This is a genomic window from Halobacillus shinanisalinarum (genome assembly GCF_022919835.1).
Taxonomy (GTDB): domain Bacteria; phylum Bacillota; class Bacilli; order Bacillales; family Halobacillaceae; genus Halobacillus_A; species Halobacillus_A shinanisalinarum.
The window spans coordinates 4,138,396-4,154,166 of record NZ_CP095074.1 but is presented as its reverse complement, the minus strand read 5'-3'; the positions used below and the strand labels follow the sequence as shown (position 1 = coordinate 4,154,166).

The following is a 15,771-nucleotide window of genomic DNA, read 5'->3' as shown; positions in this document are numbered from 1 at the left end:
CCTGCTATTTTACCCTTTAGAACATGATTTTAACCGCTGCGATGTGAACGTTTTCTCGTTTTTTGCTGTAGTCTTTTTTCGATAAATTTCCCAAGAATCCAAAATAACAAGATACAAACACCGACGACGACTGTCTTTACCGGGTTTTGTGCAAATGAGGCTATGCTGCTTCCAACATAGGAAACTGTGAAAATCATAACCGATTTCCCTAAAAAAACAGCTAAAATAAATTGCTGTCGACTTACAGCAGATAGTCCAGCCACTACGTTAATTACCGATGATGGGGAGAAAGGAAAACACATTAATAGAAACAGAGGACCAAACCCATGGTCCTCTAGCCACAACATAACTCGTCTTACTTGCTTATTACGCCTAATCACATTAAAAAATCGCTTCTGACCCAAACGGCGCACAAGCATAAATACAAGAACGGAACCAAAAAATGCTCCAATCCAAGAGTATAAAAATCCTTGAAATAGACCATAGACAACTGAATTAGCTAGCACGAAACCTACCAGCGGCAGAATTGGTAAAAACGCCTCCAGCATAGGCAGCAGAATTCCGGGCAACGGCCCAAGACTCTCAAATTGCTGTAATTGGTTAATGATATAGTCAAACAGTCGATCATTTTCAGCCAAGCTTCTTATTTTCTCTACCATGATATTTAACAAATACATGACGGTACTCCTTATCGCTATCAGAACAGCGGATGCTTTTCCTCTATTTTAATGGATACATGAGCTCCTGCCTACCACAAGGTAAGCTTATCCATAGTTTCTCCTTCATTCCCAAGTTTAACCTTTGAAAAATATTCTTGCATACTTTTTTAAAATCCGTGATATAATAAAGAGAACAAACGTTCTTATATGGAGGGGAGCATCATGCGTTACTTAAAACAGGAAGAACTTGATATTGCCTCACGCTATTTATTTTTAACGATGGCCATTGCCGTCATTCGTCAAGACCGTAAACATTTTGAACAGGGTCTGTTTAAAATTAAAGAACCTTATATGGAACTTCTTAGTAAAATGGAGCTTGAAGCTAGGGAAGAAAGAAAAAAGCTGAAAACTCAAATGAATCATCGAAAACTGCAAGTCATCGAATCAGGACGTAATAATTCATTTACTTCTTTTTTATTCCTAGCACACGGCTATGAAGAAAAACGTAATTACTTTAATCCAGCTATTCGAAAAAAGGTAGAAAATATCCTATTTGAGCTTATCTAAATTCTCAGCAATCCTCTCAGCCTGAGAAGCAAGAGGCGGTGGCGTTGGGAAATTGCTTAAGCGGTCCTCAAGAGTGATACGAAATTGTGCAGTGCGCTGGATTTGGTTAGCAATCATACCTTGAGAAACAGGAACATTAACGGAAACGCCGTTGACGAAATGGATGATCGTGGTATGGTCCAGCGCTGGGTTACAATTCCGAATGTACTTATGTGCGATCCAAGAGCACTCTTTTCGTTTCGGGGAAATTATAGGGAAGAAGTACATGCCCATCTTCTGGGATATTACAATAGGAGGCTTATGAGTAAACCCTGCCACTTGTTTTGTCCCTGCCATACGACCTTCCAGACTGCTGGCAAAATAGCGGCAGGACTGATCAATGATGTGGCCTGGATAGAAATATAAATCAAACCGTCCTCCACTTTCAATAACTTCTGTAATAACCTGCCCATGCTCATCATATTTAGCAATCAAAGCCATAGTCTGAGGGTTCACCTCATATTCTCTTGTTTGAACATAATCCATTTTCTCTACTCCCTCTCAAATTTTAATGAGACTTTTCCATCATTTAAATGGAAGCAATAACTTCCACTTCTTAAATTTACCAGATAGTAACCAAAAAGTCTAAGAGTTTTTTAAAAATTAATAATTTTATTTTATCTTTGTTCAAGCCCTGTCATAACGAGAGTAGAAAACCTTCAAAAAGGGTACCTTTAGTATATGAGGTTAAATTTTTCAAAAGGAGAGACGATCAAATGTGGAAAAGAAAGCAAAACAAGGAGCAATCCAGGAAGGACGATTCACTTGAAATAAAAGACTTATCGATAGATGAAGTCCGAAAAGCGATCCATATGTATGCAGATCATAAATCAGGTGAAATTCCGTTGAGTGTTTTAATTAAGAGTGATTTAACATTAGATTATCAGCTGCTAGCTCCCTATTTGCATGGAACCCCCAAACAGCGTTATTACATGTCACGTGAAACCTATGAATTATTCACCGAAGAAAATCAACAGTTAGCCCACGACTTAGATAGAGTCCAACAAGCAGTAGATCAATATATGCAGCAAACACAAGAACCTCCAATCATTGAAGGAGATCCTTACAAAAAGATAAGTTATTTTATGCTTGAAAGTTTGGGACTGCTGTCAGACCCCCAGAAAGAGACTTTTATTTAACGAATGAAGAATTTATGATTACGTACCAAAAGCCTAGCTAAGTTAGGAAAGGTAAATAAAGGGTTCGACCTAAAACTATAAACACAACCGGCTCAGTGAGGTAGATCTGTTGAAACAATTGTCTGGGCCGTTTTTGCTAGCAAAAAAAGAATAAAAGAATAAAAAAATGCCAATGCCCCAGGATTTGAGCATTGGCCAATTGAGACGACTGGTTAACTTTTGAGTGAGGGAATTAATTGTATGAAACAACTATATCAATTATAGTCCTTTCATAATGTACACTCATCAGTAAATTCATTACTGATCTAATTATGACTAAGAGTCATAATTATGGTGTAATCAATAAGCGCGATCGCTTATCTAAATCTTATTGTAATATATCTTTTTCTTCTCTTCACCGAAAAAGTTTTGCGGAAGACCGCAAGACATTGCGTTATTACTAGATAATGACATGCTGACCTCTTTCGGTAAAGCACAATATTTTCATTTTAACTCTTTCTTCCATTCATGATTGTGTCAGCTTTTCACGCAAGTTTTTCCTTAAAATCTTCCCTGTCGTATTCTTCGGTAACTCCTCCATAAAGTGGATTCTTGCCGGTTGCTTGTATCTCGCTAAATATTCTTTGCAATATTCTTTTAATCTTGATTCGTCCAGGGAAGGATTCGTTGAAACAACAAAGCTAATGACAGATTCTCCAGAGTTTGGGTCTGGAGTGCCAACTACCGCTACCTCAGAAATATCAGGATGATTATAGAGCACCTCTTCTACTTCCCTCGGGTAAACATTGTAACCGCCAACGATGATCATGTCCTTTTTACGATCGACAATATAAAAATAGCCTTCGTCATCTACACGGGCCATATCGCCTGTGTAAAGCCACCCCTCACGAAGCGTTACAGCAGTTTCCTCAGGCAGCTTATAGTACCCCTTCATTATATTTGGCCCGCGAACAATTAACTCGCCTACCTCCCCGGGCGGCAGTTTTTCGCCAAGCTCGTCCACAACTTTATTTTCTACATTAACGATGTTCGTTCCGATTGATCCGGGCTTGCGTGGGCGATCAAGTGGATTAAATGCTGTAACAGGAGACGCTTCTGATAAACCATATCCTTCAGAAACCCGTACATTAAACTGCTCTTCGAATTTGTTCAGTAAGGCAACCGGCATCGAGGCTCCCCCTGAAACACAGATCCGTATATTTTTAAACGTATCTGTCTGATCGGTACCTGTTTGAACTAAATAATTATACATCGTAGGGACCCCAGCAAACACAGTCGCCTTCTGACTGCTTGCCAATTCGAATATTTCTTGAGGTGAGAACTTCGGTGCGACGAGCACTGTTCCACCGTTCATCAATGGACCATTGAGAGCAACCGTTAAACAAAACACGTGAAACATTGGGAGGGTGGCAATGACGCGGTCTTCATGAGTATACTGCAGATAATCAGCTACATCTTTAGCATTGGAATAAAGGTTCTTATGGGTTAGCATCACCCCTTTAGGTTTTCCGGTAGTTCCTGACGTGTATAAAATAACAGCCACATCTTCTTCCTTTAATTCAGGTCTTTGAAAGGTTACCTCTCCTTCATTCATTGTTTCTGTAAACGATTTCATTTTGCCGGATAATGAAGACTTTCCAAGCCCCATCCCTGTTTCCGCTACAAAATAATGGGATATCGTTAGTTGTTCATCGATATGCTCAAATTTCTCCATAAGCACATCCATTGTCATAATAGCTTTCACGTCACCATTTTTTAAAATATACTTCATTTCTTCAGCCGTATAAGTCGGGTTAATCGGAATGACTGTAGCCCCCACCCTTAGAGCTCCATATAGACCAATCATAAACAGCGGACTGTTTCCACTAACAAGGGCTATATGGTTTCCTGCACCATAACCAAGTTTCTTTAAGCTTGAAGCAAATTTAGTAACAGATTCATCAAATTCCTGATAGCTTACCCCTTCTCCTTGGAATATGTAAGCCTCCTTAGATGGATTTTGCAAAGCTGCGGCAGAGAGTTGATCACTTAAATTCATTTGCTGCTCCCCCTTTGTTATGAATGACTATTCATTCATTTTATTTTAAAAATATTCAATTTTATTATAAAATACAGATAATTAATAAGCAAACACTATTACTTTTCATAGTAGAAAAGGACCGACATCAAATGACGTCGATCCTGTTTTCCATTAATACACCATATCCAGAAAGTCTTCTTTTGTAATTTTGCCTAAGTAGTGGGAAATGTCTATATCTGATAGTGCATCTGAAATCGCTTGCCGTTCATATTTGATATCGACTAATTTATTTTCAATGTCAGCAATATCACCTATTCCGAAGAAATCACCATAAATTTTGGCATTACGAATATATCCTTTGACCACATCTAAACGAATATCGTAGCTGCCTGCTCCTTCGATGCGTTTCGTATGCTGGATATTAAACTTCGGTGATTTTCCGTAGTTCCAATTCCAATTATTGTAGCGCTCATCAGCAATCTTATGAATTTCTTCCCAATCCTGTTCGGTTAATTGATAGTAAGGTGCTTCTTTTTCATCCTCTACATCAAATATATACCGTATTATAAGGTTTTTGAATTCATTTATCGTAATCGGTTCTTCAAGGAATTCAGAAATGTTAGCTACGCGGCTGCGAATCGACTTGATCCCTTTAGACTTAATTTTTTCAGTTTTAACATTGAGGGCCGAAACGACGTTCTCAATCTCGGAGTCTAACATTAACGTACCATGACTAAACATGCGGCCTTTCGTTGTAAACTGTGCGTTACCCGATATTTTCCTACCGTTGACTACTATATCATTGCGACCGGACAATTCCGCTGCGACTCCAAGCTTGTTTAAAGCCTTTGTGACCGGCTCGGTGAATTTGGCGAAATCATGGAAGCTATCCCCGTCATCCTTAGTTATAAAACTAAAACTCAAGTTGCCAAGATCATGGTAGACTGCTCCGCCGCCAGATAAACGACGAACGACATGAATGCCATTATCCTCAACGTAATTCGTATTAATCTCTTCCACCGTATTTTGGTTTTTTCCAATGATAATAGAAGGTTTGTTAACATAAAAAAGTAAATACGTCTCGTTAATATCTAAATTTTTCAGGGCGTATTCTTCGACAGCTAAATTAATGTGAGGATCATTACTTTCCACATCATGATTGATTACTAGCATACAATCATCCTTTCCAACTTTATACCCAACGCCTATTGTACGCAATTCGACATGATTTAACAATTAATTAAGAATCTTCTCCCCACGTCAACCCTTCTGTCGCCAACTGAATTGTTCCGTGAAAAACATCTTCCGCTTCTTGTTTCAGACGAGTGTGTTGACCAAAATGCGGGAGGTGGCTCAGCCAAAGAGTATCGACGTTTGCTTTGTTTGCAATCGTGGCCGCTTCCTCACTTGTCATGTGCCCCGGGCCGCTACCGTCCATTCCTTTATAAAAATTCGTATCAGTAACTAATAAATCTGCTCCTTTTGCAAATTGGACCCACTCATTGTTATAGCTTGTATCAGCTGTATAAACAAAAACATCTGTACCATCACAGATGCGCATCCCATAGCAAGGAACAGGATGGTCCGTTTTTAAGAAGTTAATAGATAAAGGTCCTAATTGAAGGGTCTCCCCTGGATGATAAGCCATACCGTTTGTGTACTGATGGGATAGCTTACTAAATGCACCATCTTCTGAATGTCCGTAAATAGGCAATATATTTTCCGTTTGTTCAAGGTTATTTTGCACGAGCCAAGCATACTGTAATACACCGAGATCAGCTATATGATCATGATGATAATGAGATAAAATCACAGCATCTAAATCTGTGACTTTTTTGAATTGTTGTAATCGTGATAGTGATCCACTTCCACAGTCCACTAATAACGTATAGTCATTCTTCTCTACTAAGTAACTAGACGTAGCACTCCCAGCAGCAGGATAACCACCCCAATATCCAATCACAGTGATTTTCATTTTCTCACTCCTCTTATATCTTTTCGCCTATTTCTTATTTGTTTTATAACAGACCGTTGATTTTTGCATATTGTTATAATACAATGATAATAATCAATAAATTGGAGGCGATCTTTCATGATGAACGTACTTGAATTCTTCCGTAACCTTCCGAAAAAACAGTGTGCGAGTTGTGGCAATGCCATTCAGGAACAAGCAGACTGCTACGGCAATCTGTGCGATGAATGTAACTCACCTGCTCGTTAAAGATAGTATTCCACACAATAGAATGATTGGAACATCCTCTTTTTTGAGCAGCTGAAATAAGCTGCTATTTTTTTGTCCTCAATAGGTTCCTTTTAGTGCTGGCACACGATCCAGAACAGACTTCGATGCACTTTCTAACGTCCCTCAATGATTCTGCCCTAATTTGCAAGTATTCTACCCAAACTTCATAAGATTCTTACTTAAACTTCGAAGATTCTACCCAACCCTGGAGGATTTCGACTATAATTCCAATGATTCTGACTAAACCCCGAAAGTTTCTTCCCTTACTCAATTTTTCCCTCTTTCAAAACTGTTTAAAACACAAAAAAACCGCACTATAATTGTGCGGAAGAAGAAACGGGATGACGCTTTGTCGAATCTCGAATAATTAGTTGATATGGATAGATGAAGCGTCTATTTTGGCTCGATCGTTTATCACTCATTTTTTCTACTAGGACTTCGATTGTTTTGGCAGCCATTTCATCAATCGGCTGTTCCACTGTCGTAACAGCTGGTACCATAAGTAAAGAAAGCATCTGATTGTCAAAGCCTATAACGGCTAGATCATTAGGTATCGTCCAATTAGACTGACTCGCGGCATAAACAATCCCGGCCGCTACTTCGTCTGAACCTGTAAATATTCCATCTACTTGAGGATGGTGTTCTTTTAAAAACTGAAAGACTTTCTGACCATCACTTACGTCCAATGCCCAGTCAAGCTCCATATCCGTGTCAAAAGGCAGGTCATACTTAGCTAAAGCCTCTAGAAATCCGGCTCTGCGTTCTAAGGCAATGTATGTTTTGTGTGCACCACTCGCATAGGCCAAGTGCTTGCAGCCTTGCCGAATTAAATGCGTGGTAGAGTCGTAGGCGGCTTGCCTATGATCGATGTGAACCATGGACACTCCATCAACACGCATATACTCATTGCATAACACAATCGGACCTGAAGTGAGATAGGGTTCAACATCTTCCCAATCATTGGTCAGTGATGCCATCACTATCCCATCGACCTGCTTCGTTTTTAAGAGCTGTAAATAATCGAGTTCTTTTTGCTTTTTATCGTGTGTTTGACAAACGATTACCTGATAGTCAGCTTTCGAAGCTTCTCTTTCCAATGACTCGATAAGGTGACCGAAAAAAGGATTCGTAACTCGCGGCAATAGTACGGCTATGGTTTCCGTCCGCTGACTACGTAATCTGCGAGCGGACGAATTCGGAACGTAACCTAAGTCTTTCATTGCATGTATGATTCGTTTCTTTTTTTCTTCTGTCACGTAAGGCTGATCATTAATGACACGGGATACAGTCGTTCTTGATAAACCCGCTAACTTTGCTACATCTTCAATCGTAGCCATACAATTCCCCCTGCAAGACTTTCTATTTTGAAATCGTTTTCATAACAAAGCATACTAATAGATTCCAAAAGATGCAAGAGGATGGTGTTTTACATAGGATTAGGGTGGTGATAGAGAGCGTGTCCGGAGTCTGTTACCACTGTTTCAACCGTCAACCCCTTTCGCTTTCTTACGTTGTCTTCTTAGTACAAAAGCGCGGGGCGCCCCGGTAGACACGACAGTAGAAGTTCGACTAAGATCGGGGACTAGTCTTTCGTGTCTTGCACGCTGGATCTGGATGTGGCTAACTTCATGTAAGCTTATCGACAGGAAAATATTTTTATAATTTCCTAGACGACAAGCAAACGGCTGCTCTAGTCGCAGGCGTTTAGCTTGTCTTCATATTTAAATGTTGGAGTACTTTTTGTACCGCCGCTTCACCTTGGTCAATACAGTCCGGCAGACCAATACCCTTATAAGAACCTCCTGCTAAATAAACTCCCGGAAGTTCCTTTCGCATATGTTCCTCGACTTCATTTAAGCGTTCTTTATGACCAACGGAATATTGCGGCATGGCGTTATACCAGCGAGTGACAACCGAAAAGTCGGGCTTAGCTGTGATATCCATTGTTTGATTTAAGTCCTTTAAGGCGATCTGGACAATTTCCTCATCAGATAAGTCGACAACCTCCTGATCTCCCGGTTTCCCTAAATAGCAGCGGAGCATGACTTTTCCATCTGGTGTCGAATGCGGCCATTTTTTATGTGTCCACGTACAGGCTGTAATTCTGAATTTGCTGTTTCTGGATACGACAAAACCAGTACCGTCGATATCCTTTTTAATAGCTGATTGATCGAAAGCCATGACGACATTAGCCACTGAAGTAGCTTTCATTTTCTTAAAGGCATCCATGAATGAGTACTGAGACAGCATCCGCTGAGCGGCAAAAAATGGGGCCGCAATGACGACAGCATCACATATTTCAACTGTTCCATCACTTAAGAGAAGATGGTAATAACCTTGTTTCCTCTCAATATGATCCACTTGCAAACTTTTATGAATCGTCCCTGGCTCTAACTTGTCAGCGGTTGCTTCAACGAGCGATCCAAGTCCGTCATTCAGTGTCCGGAACATGCTTGGCTTTTTTGCTTTTTTAGGTGGAAGCGTCCGTGTTTTTCTTAGCCCTTTAATTAAGCTGCCGTAATCTTGTTCTAGTTCATAAAATTGTGGGAAAGTGGCCTGCAAGCTTAGATCATCAATATCTCCAGCGTAAATTCCTGATAGGAGTGGTTCAATTAAGTTTTCAACGACTTGGCTGCCTAATCTGCGTCTAAAGAACAACCCAAGTGATTGATCGTTTTCTGCAGTTTGCTTGGACATAGCCAAATCGAAAGCTGCTCTTACCTTAGCTGCCGGGTTAAAAAGGCCAGAAAATAGAAAAGGGCGAACTCTTGTAGGAATGCCCATCACAGAACCTTTTGGCATTTTATGAAGTTTTTCATTAACTAAAATATAGGATTGACCTGTGCCGTTTGGGACGATCTGGTCTTCTAACCCTACTTCGTGGGCCAACCTCGTTGCACTTTTCTTACGTTCTAAAAAGGAGTCCGGACCGCGCTCAATGGTGTACCCATCACGTTTAAGTGTGTCTATTTTTCCGCCTAAATGGTCGGTGGATTCGATCAATTGCACGTCCAGGGGCAGTTGATGTTGTTGTTTTTCTTTTTGTAAATAATAAGCAGCGGTTAATCCGGAGATTCCGCCGCCTACTATGATTACTTTTTTAGTTTGAGACATCTACTACACCTGCTCCTTCACTTTACGCATGACTACACCGGCTAACGTGTAAATAAAAGTGGGATGAGTGTTTGGCATTTCTGGACGATAGTAATTTGCTCCAAGCTCCTCACAAACAACTTTACATTCGTAATCATTATCATATAGCACTTCCAAGTGATCGGAGACGAATCCAACTGGAGCGTAGACGAAAGATCTATACCCTTTCCCATTGTACAGATCTCTCGTTAAATCTTGCACATCGGGGCCAAGCCATGGATCTGGTGTATTGCCTTCACTTTGCCAGCCAATCTCATATTGTGTAATACCTGTCGCTTCAGAGATGAGTTCGGCCGTTCTTTCCAGTTGGTCAGGATAAGGATCCCCGCCGTCTAATATTTTCATTGGCAAACTGTGGGCAGAAACAACTAAACAAGCTTTATCCTTCTCCTCTTCCTCCATTTTCGAGTACTGTTCAAGAATTTTTTCTTTCCAAAATTCAATAAATCCTGGGGCATCATACCAACTTTCAACAGAACTAATTTTGATATTATGCTTAGCCGCTTCTTCTTTCGCACGTCCGTTGTAGGACTTCACGCTGTACGTTGAGTAATGTGGAGCTAGTACAAGAGACACCGCTTCCTCAACACCGTCTTTCGCCATTTGTTCTACAGCATCTTCCACAAATGGTTCAATATGCTTTAATCCCAAGTATAGTTTGAACTCAATATCATCTTGCATTTCATTTAATGCATTTTCCAGTGCCTCCCCTGGTCCTGCGTGATCCGTGCCAAAGGAGAAATACCGCCGATCGCATCGTAGCGATCTCTTAAGTCCTGCAGCATGTCGTCAGAAGGTTTGCGTCCATGGCGAATGTGTGTGTAATAACGTTCTAAGTCTTCTTCTTTATATGGGGTCCCATAGGCCATAACAAGGAGTCCCATTTGTTTTTTAGCCATCAGTCTTTCACCTCTTATGATTTTGAGTAGTCATGGATAAGATGTGTGAGTCGTTTCAAAGTTTCTGGTGTAATGTCAGGTGTAACACCGTGCCCTAAATTAAAGATATGAGCCGGATGTTGTTTACCTTCATCAATAATCTGCTTTGTACGTTCTTCAATAACATCCCAGTCAGCAAGCAAAATGGAAGGATCCAAGTTCCCTTGTAACGGCTTTCTAATTCCCATCGCGCGCGCTTCTGTCACGGATAACCTCCAATCAAGACCAAGTACATCGATCGGCAGGTCATCCCATTGTTCGGCCAAATGCCTTGCCCCGACACCAAATAAAATTAGGGGGACCTGTTCAGATTTTAATTCACTGAAGATGATGTCCATCACCGGTTTAATATAGGTTTGATAATCGGCTTCATTAAGGGCACCTACCCAAGAGTCAAAAATCTGAATAGCACGTGCCCCGGCTGCTACTTGGGATCGTACATAAGTGATCACCATATTAGCCAGTTTATCCATCAACTTAAACCACGATTCAGGGTCGCTATACATAAGTGCTTTAGTTTTATTATAATTCTTGGAAGGACCACCTTCAATCATATAGCTTGCCAGCGTAAACGGAGCACCGCTGAAGCCAATCAATGGTACATTCAGCTGCTCTTTCGTCAACAGGCGAATCGTATCCAGTACATAAGGAACATCTGCTTCGGGATCGATCGTTCCTAGTTTAGCAATGTCTGCTTTGTTTTTTATTGGATTATGAATGACTGGACCAATTCCTTTTTTAATTTCAACATCCACACCAATCGCCGGGAGTGGAGACATGATGTCTTTGTAAAGGATCGCCGCATCTACTCCGTATTGTTCAACAGGCAGTCGTGTTACATATGCACACAACTCAGGTTGATGGGTGATCTCAAATAAAGAATACTTTTCCTTCAATTTACGGTATTCCGGTTGAGAACGTCCGGCCTGGCGCATAAACCAGACAGGCGTATAGTCCGTTTCCTCTCCTCTAAAAGCCTTTAAAATCGTATCATTCCATTCGTTATTCATCACTCACTACTCCTTTTTAGTACGAGTTCAAAAGTGCTGATTATCATTTGGTAACATCTTTGAACATCCTCATATACACGTACATCAAGCATCCGTTTCCCACTATACCCATTAATCATCATTGTGTATAGAAAAATAACCCTTTTGTCACCATTTTGTACGTTTTCGCTCTACCACTCAAGTGTTACAGAATTGGATGGTGTTCCTTCAAGTCCTGTAAGCGGATCGTAAGGAACAACAACAAATGTGGGACGATCCCAAACATCTAATACGCCTACACGGTACTCCCCTTTTCCAATCACTTCGTCGACCAACGTTTTATCCTCTCCTGTACCTTGATAGATTCGATAGACGATACGCTCATCTTCACCCGGTGTCCAACTGAGGGTCCCACGAATAACACCTACTCCGCCAAAGCCAATTGAACCTTCTACTTCAGTTAGTGTCGGAAGAATAATTGGTTCAGGCAGGCTTTTCATACCTTCTGGTTTTGTAAAAGTTTCTGATAGGTCTTGCTGACGATCTAGTTTTGTTACTATTGATTTCATTAATTCGGTTGGATAGGAACTCCCGCCTGTTAAATAGTAGTCCTCACCTGACTGATCATACCCCATCCACAGTGTGCCAGTATATTCAGGGGTATAACCTGCGAACCATACTTCTTTATTTCTACCCTTAACAGTTGGATGCTGTTGTGTACCTGTTTTCCCTGCTAACGCTTTAGGGTAGCTCCCTGCTTTTGCTGTACCTTCAGAAGCTGTGGTCTCAAGCATTTCTGTCATATACCAGGCCGTCTGCTTGTTGAATACTTGCGTTTCTTTTTGCTCATGGCGATGAATCACTTCCCCATTACGGTTAATAATCCGCTGTATGGTATACGCATTTGTTACTTTTCCTTCATTGGCAAAACTTCGATAAGCTTCCGTCAGCTGCAAAGGAGAGTACCCCTTAGATAATCCCCCAAGAGCTATCGATAGCCCTTGATCTTCCGTTGGCAAGCCCAGGTCACCCAGGTACTCTTTGGCATAAGTAATACCGATCTGATCAAGTAACCAGACAGCGGGTGCGTTTTTAGAATCTACGAGTGACTGATAAAGAGAAGTAAGCCCAGCGTAATTTCCATCGTAATTACTAGGTGAGTATTCTCCATAGGACCGTTTTTCATCAACGAGCAGTGAGTAAGGGATATAGGTCGGGCCCATTAACGCAGGGCCATATACAGCCAAAGGTTTGATGACCGAACCTGGTTGTTTTTTAATCGTAACGCGATTTAAATCTCCATGTTTAAAATCCCGCCCGCCAACTGCCGCAATAATGGCTCCACTTGTATTATCCATAAGCGTAAATGCACCTTCTACCCCCGCTTTTGAACCAGGTACAAATTCTCCATTTTTCATTTCTGTAACAGCCATTTCCTGTATTCCAGGATTCATTTTCACAATTAAACGGTACCCTCCGCGCTTTAATTCATTGCGGGACAAGTGGTATTGTTCAGCTGCTTCTTTGATAACTAAATCAACATAACTATTTGACCACGTTTCAGTTTCTCCTGTATCTTTTTTAACTCCAAGCGTCGCTCCTTGTAAGCTGACCATTTTTTCAGCTTCAATCATCCCTATGGCCTCCATCCGGGAAAGAACGATATTTCGACGATCCTCTGCCTCTTCAGGATTTTCAAAAGGCGAATAGTTGTTAGGAGCTTTAGGTAAAGCAGCAAGCAATGCTCCTTGGGGGATGGTTAGTTCTGAAACGGATTTGTTAAAATACGTTTGCGAAGCTGCTTCTACCCCATACGCGCCATTGCCAAAATAAATCCGATTCAAATACAACTCTAAAATTTCATCCTTCGTAAAGTTTCTCTCTAAATATATAGCAGCCATGACTTCTTTGGTTTTCCTCATCCATGACTTGTCATTGGATAGAAATAAATTCTTTGCAAGCTGTTGGGTAATTGTACTTGCGCCTTCCACCTTATCCATGGCAATGATATCGCGGTACACGGCCCTAAATACTGATTTAAAGTCCACACCCGCATGCTCATAGAAGCGGCTATCCTCTATGGCAACAAACGCTTGCTGCACGTGTTCAGGCACTTCCGAAATGTCTACTAACATACGGTTTTCTGTATTAATCCGTTCAATCACTTCACCTTCAACCGTTTCCACAGTTGTTGCTGCATCCAGAATCAAATCTTTTTCTGATACGACAAATCTTCCGCCAAACACAATAAATAAATATCCTAGTAAAGCCAGTAAAAATGTTACACCCAAAGCGATTGCTGGCCATTTAAAGGATTTGAGCCATTGAGGACGATGTTCTAAGTATTCTTTAATGGTCACACGTTGCGCATCCTTTCTCATAAAACTTGCAGTCCATACTGCCCAATTGCTACACTTAAACTAATGCAGGAAAGGAGACATTTCTATATGAAAGTATCTATGACAAATGGTACATTAAACTATTTAGCAAAGCTAGATCAGCAGCATAAAGAAGCAAATCTCATGATTATGCAGGACCAGGACAAAACCGTAGCCTACTATGAAGGAAATGAACCGTCTGTATTTGAAGAAGGCCGCGAGTATGAAATCGTTGATTCTGCGGGTAATATACAACACACAGGTTACGTGGTCATGAATAATATTCCTGTTTCCGATGAAGGTCGTCCATTATTTGAGGATCGCTTTAAGAAAAGGATAGGATCTGTCGAGGGGATGGACGGGTTCCAGGCTATTCGGATTTTACGTCCGGTGCAGGGGAATACGTATGTTGTATTCACTCAATGGCGAAATCAACAAAGCTTTGAGGATTGGAAAAATTCGCAAGCCTTTGAACAAGCCCACCAAAACTCTGGACCCAAACATAAAGAAAAGCCCTCCTTTATCGACGGCAAACCTTATATTACGAAATATCAGATGGTGCAACTCGAACAATAATAAACCAGTAGTTATAACAAAAGTGAGCGATCTCAGTCGCTCACTTTTGTTATTGCTGTCCAGCTGTGTTATTTCAGTACTTCTTGTTGAAAAAACTCTTTGAATGTAGCTTCATCCTGTGATCCTACGATTCTCGCTACCTCTTCCCCATTTTCATAATGGACAAGGGTGGGTGTTGATTGGACGCCGTATTCCTGCCACTGATTAGAAAATTCTAGAAGGTTAAGCTTTTTCATATCGATTCCCATTTCCTGTACGATTGGGACCAATACAGGTGTCGTTCGCTGACAGTGAATACATTCCGGGCTGTAAAAATAAACCGTGGTGGGTTCACCTGAATTAATTTGTTTCTCTAGTTCATCTGGTAGAATCTGATTTTGATAATTGGGATCATCCAACTGTTCGATTGTAGCCTGCTCCAAATTACTCTTCCCGTATGGATTACCTTCTGCTTTCTGAGAGTTTTGATAGTTAACGACAAAGGCAAGCACAACAAGTAGAGCGACTAATATCGTTCCAAATATAATCATATTTTTCTTCATTAGCTATTTTCCCCTCTCTTACGAATCATGAACATATGACATACAAAAATAATAATAAATGCTGTTCCCGCTAAAAAGGGGATGGTAATAAAGCCAAAGTAGTTTATGTATTCCGCGTTACAAGGAACTACCCCGCACGAGCCACCTGCTGATTGAAAGGCCGGCACTTTTTGAATCAAATAGTGATAGATCGAGACAGCCATGCCCAATCCACTAAGAATCAGCCCGGAAAAAGCGATGTCCACTTTCCTTTTAACTAAGGCGGTACCATAAATAATGATTAGTGGATACATGAGAATTCGTTGATACCAACAAAGTTCACAAGGAGTGTACCCTAGAATTTCCGAAAAAAACAAACTTCCTAGTGTTGCTACAAGAGCTTGAGCCCATGCAACAAACAACAAGGTTTCACTTCGCTTACTCATAATAATCGTCCCTTCTCCCTCACCATTTACTATTATACAAGGTATCGCTTTGAAATCAAAATAGTTAAATCAAAAAAACACCCCTTCACGTTATTGTCACAAAA

15 protein-coding genes and 1 pseudogene are annotated in these 15,771 nt (G+C 40.8%); 4 read left to right on the top strand and 12 right to left on the bottom strand.

Translation table 11 applies throughout. From position 1 onward, the window contains the following. Positions 1–29: 29 nt before the first annotated feature. Positions 30–677, bottom strand: a complete 648-nt coding sequence (locus MUO14_RS20620; protein ID WP_244752395.1) for a TVP38/TMEM64 family protein — start codon at positions 675–677, stop codon at positions 30–32. A gap of 204 nt (positions 678–881) precedes the next feature. Between MUO14_RS20620 and MUO14_RS20615 the strand changes: the two genes are divergently transcribed. Next, the gene (locus MUO14_RS20615; protein WP_244752394.1) at positions 882–1,226 is read left to right on the top strand and encodes a YhjD family protein; all 345 of its coding nucleotides are present in this window, start codon (positions 882–884) and stop codon (positions 1,224–1,226) included. Here MUO14_RS20615 and MUO14_RS20610 read toward each other — a convergent pair. Further along, positions 1,209–1,751, bottom strand: a complete 543-nt coding sequence (locus MUO14_RS20610) for a competence protein ComK (protein ID WP_244752393.1) — start codon at positions 1,749–1,751, stop codon at positions 1,209–1,211. The genes MUO14_RS20615 and MUO14_RS20610 overlap by 18 nt on opposite strands. Positions 1,752–1,981: 230 nt before the next feature. Here MUO14_RS20610 and MUO14_RS20605 point away from each other — a divergent pair, with 230 nt between their 5' ends. Then, positions 1,982–2,404 (top strand): DUF3939 domain-containing protein, encoded by a 423-nt coding sequence (locus MUO14_RS20605; RefSeq protein WP_244752392.1) that lies wholly within the window; start codon positions 1,982–1,984, stop codon positions 2,402–2,404. 505 nt (positions 2,405–2,909) lie between these two features. Here MUO14_RS20605 and MUO14_RS20600 read toward each other — a convergent pair. The 3 genes from MUO14_RS20600 to MUO14_RS20590 form a co-directional block, all read right to left on the bottom strand. Next, a complete protein-coding gene (locus MUO14_RS20600) occupies positions 2,910–4,442 on the bottom strand; it encodes a fatty acid--CoA ligase family protein (RefSeq protein WP_244752391.1) in 1,533 nt (510 codons plus the stop codon). Positions 4,443–4,595: 153 nt separating this feature from the next. Next, positions 4,596–5,597 carry a lipoate--protein ligase gene (locus MUO14_RS20595; RefSeq protein WP_244752390.1) on the bottom strand — a complete coding sequence of 334 codons (1,002 nt, stop codon included), beginning with the start codon at positions 5,595–5,597 and terminating at the stop codon, positions 4,596–4,598. Between the two features lie 67 nt (positions 5,598–5,664). Further along, complete coding sequence (locus MUO14_RS20590; protein ID WP_244752389.1) at positions 5,665–6,399, bottom strand: MBL fold metallo-hydrolase; 735 nt, start codon at positions 6,397–6,399, stop codon at positions 5,665–5,667. A gap of 117 nt (positions 6,400–6,516) precedes the next feature. Between MUO14_RS20590 and yhfH the strand changes: the two genes are divergently transcribed. Further along, the gene (gene yhfH / locus MUO14_RS20585) at positions 6,517–6,645 is read left to right on the top strand and encodes a protein YhfH (RefSeq protein ID WP_244752388.1); all 129 of its coding nucleotides are present in this window, start codon (positions 6,517–6,519) and stop codon (positions 6,643–6,645) included. A gap of 335 nt (positions 6,646–6,980) precedes the next feature. On the opposite strand, the gene MUO14_RS20580 is transcribed toward yhfH, so the two are convergent. The 5 genes and pseudogenes from MUO14_RS20580 to MUO14_RS20560 form a co-directional block, all read right to left on the bottom strand. After that, entirely contained in the window at positions 6,981–8,003 is a 1,023-nt protein-coding gene (locus MUO14_RS20580; protein WP_244752387.1) for a LacI family DNA-binding transcriptional regulator, read from the bottom strand. A gap of 367 nt (positions 8,004–8,370) precedes the next feature. Further along, a complete protein-coding gene (hemY, locus tag MUO14_RS20575) occupies positions 8,371–9,780 on the bottom strand; it encodes a protoporphyrinogen oxidase (RefSeq protein WP_244752386.1) in 1,410 nt (469 codons plus the stop codon). A 3-nt stretch (positions 9,781–9,783) separates the two neighbouring features. Then, positions 9,784–10,718, bottom strand: a pseudogene (gene hemH / locus MUO14_RS20570) (ferrochelatase). 14 nt (positions 10,719–10,732) lie between these two features. Then, on the bottom strand, positions 10,733–11,767 hold the full coding sequence (hemE, locus tag MUO14_RS20565) for a uroporphyrinogen decarboxylase (RefSeq protein ID WP_244752385.1): 1,035 nt from the start codon (positions 11,765–11,767) through the stop codon (positions 10,733–10,735). Between the two features lie 170 nt (positions 11,768–11,937). Further along, positions 11,938–14,106 (bottom strand): transglycosylase domain-containing protein, encoded by a 2,169-nt coding sequence (locus MUO14_RS20560; RefSeq protein ID WP_244752384.1) that lies wholly within the window; start codon positions 14,104–14,106, stop codon positions 11,938–11,940. 87 nt (positions 14,107–14,193) lie between these two features. Between MUO14_RS20560 and MUO14_RS20555 the strand changes: the two genes are divergently transcribed. After that, positions 14,194–14,700, top strand: a complete 507-nt coding sequence (locus MUO14_RS20555; RefSeq protein WP_244752383.1) for an antibiotic biosynthesis monooxygenase family protein — start codon at positions 14,194–14,196, stop codon at positions 14,698–14,700. A gap of 68 nt (positions 14,701–14,768) precedes the next feature. Here MUO14_RS20555 and MUO14_RS20550 read toward each other — a convergent pair whose 3' ends face one another. Then, positions 14,769–15,242, bottom strand: a complete 474-nt coding sequence (locus MUO14_RS20550; protein ID WP_244752382.1) for a thioredoxin family protein — start codon at positions 15,240–15,242, stop codon at positions 14,769–14,771. Beyond that, complete coding sequence (locus MUO14_RS20545) at positions 15,242–15,667, bottom strand: disulfide oxidoreductase (RefSeq protein WP_244752381.1); 426 nt, start codon at positions 15,665–15,667, stop codon at positions 15,242–15,244. Before MUO14_RS20545 ends, MUO14_RS20550 begins: the two co-directional genes overlap by 1 nt. Between the last annotated feature and the right edge of the window lie 104 nt (positions 15,668–15,771).

Bases quoted from the DNA above. Each gene is read 5' to 3' on its own strand.
- MUO14_RS20555 (WP_244752383.1), top strand. From the start codon at position 14,194: ATGAAAGTATCTATGACAAATGGTACATTAAACTATTTAGCAAAGCTA.
- MUO14_RS20545 (WP_244752381.1), bottom strand. From the start codon at position 15,667: ATGAGTAAGCGAAGTGAAACCTTGTTGTTTGTTGCATGGGCTCAAGCT.
- hemE (WP_244752385.1), bottom strand. From the start codon at position 11,767: ATGAATAACGAATGGAATGATACGATTTTAAAGGCTTTTAGAGGAGAG.
- yhfH (WP_244752388.1), top strand. From the start codon at position 6,517: ATGATGAACGTACTTGAATTCTTCCGTAACCTTCCGAAAAAACAGTGT.
- MUO14_RS20600 (WP_244752391.1), bottom strand. From the start codon at position 4,442: ATGAATTTAAGTGATCAACTCTCTGCCGCAGCTTTGCAAAATCCATCT.
- hemY (WP_244752386.1), bottom strand. From the start codon at position 9,780: ATGTCTCAAACTAAAAAAGTAATCATAGTAGGCGGCGGAATCTCCGGA.
- MUO14_RS20550 (WP_244752382.1), bottom strand. From the start codon at position 15,242: ATGAAGAAAAATATGATTATATTTGGAACGATATTAGTCGCTCTACTT.
- MUO14_RS20620 (WP_244752395.1), bottom strand. From the start codon at position 677: ATGTATTTGTTAAATATCATGGTAGAGAAAATAAGAAGCTTGGCTGAA.
- MUO14_RS20605 (WP_244752392.1), top strand. From the start codon at position 1,982: ATGTGGAAAAGAAAGCAAAACAAGGAGCAATCCAGGAAGGACGATTCA.
- MUO14_RS20580 (WP_244752387.1), bottom strand. From the start codon at position 8,003: ATGGCTACGATTGAAGATGTAGCAAAGTTAGCGGGTTTATCAAGAACG.
- MUO14_RS20590 (WP_244752389.1), bottom strand. From the start codon at position 6,399: ATGAAAATCACTGTGATTGGATATTGGGGTGGTTATCCTGCTGCTGGG.
- MUO14_RS20615 (WP_244752394.1), top strand. From the start codon at position 882: ATGCGTTACTTAAAACAGGAAGAACTTGATATTGCCTCACGCTATTTA.
- MUO14_RS20610 (WP_244752393.1), bottom strand. From the start codon at position 1,751: ATGGATTATGTTCAAACAAGAGAATATGAGGTGAACCCTCAGACTATG.
- MUO14_RS20595 (WP_244752390.1), bottom strand. From the start codon at position 5,597: ATGCTAGTAATCAATCATGATGTGGAAAGTAATGATCCTCACATTAAT.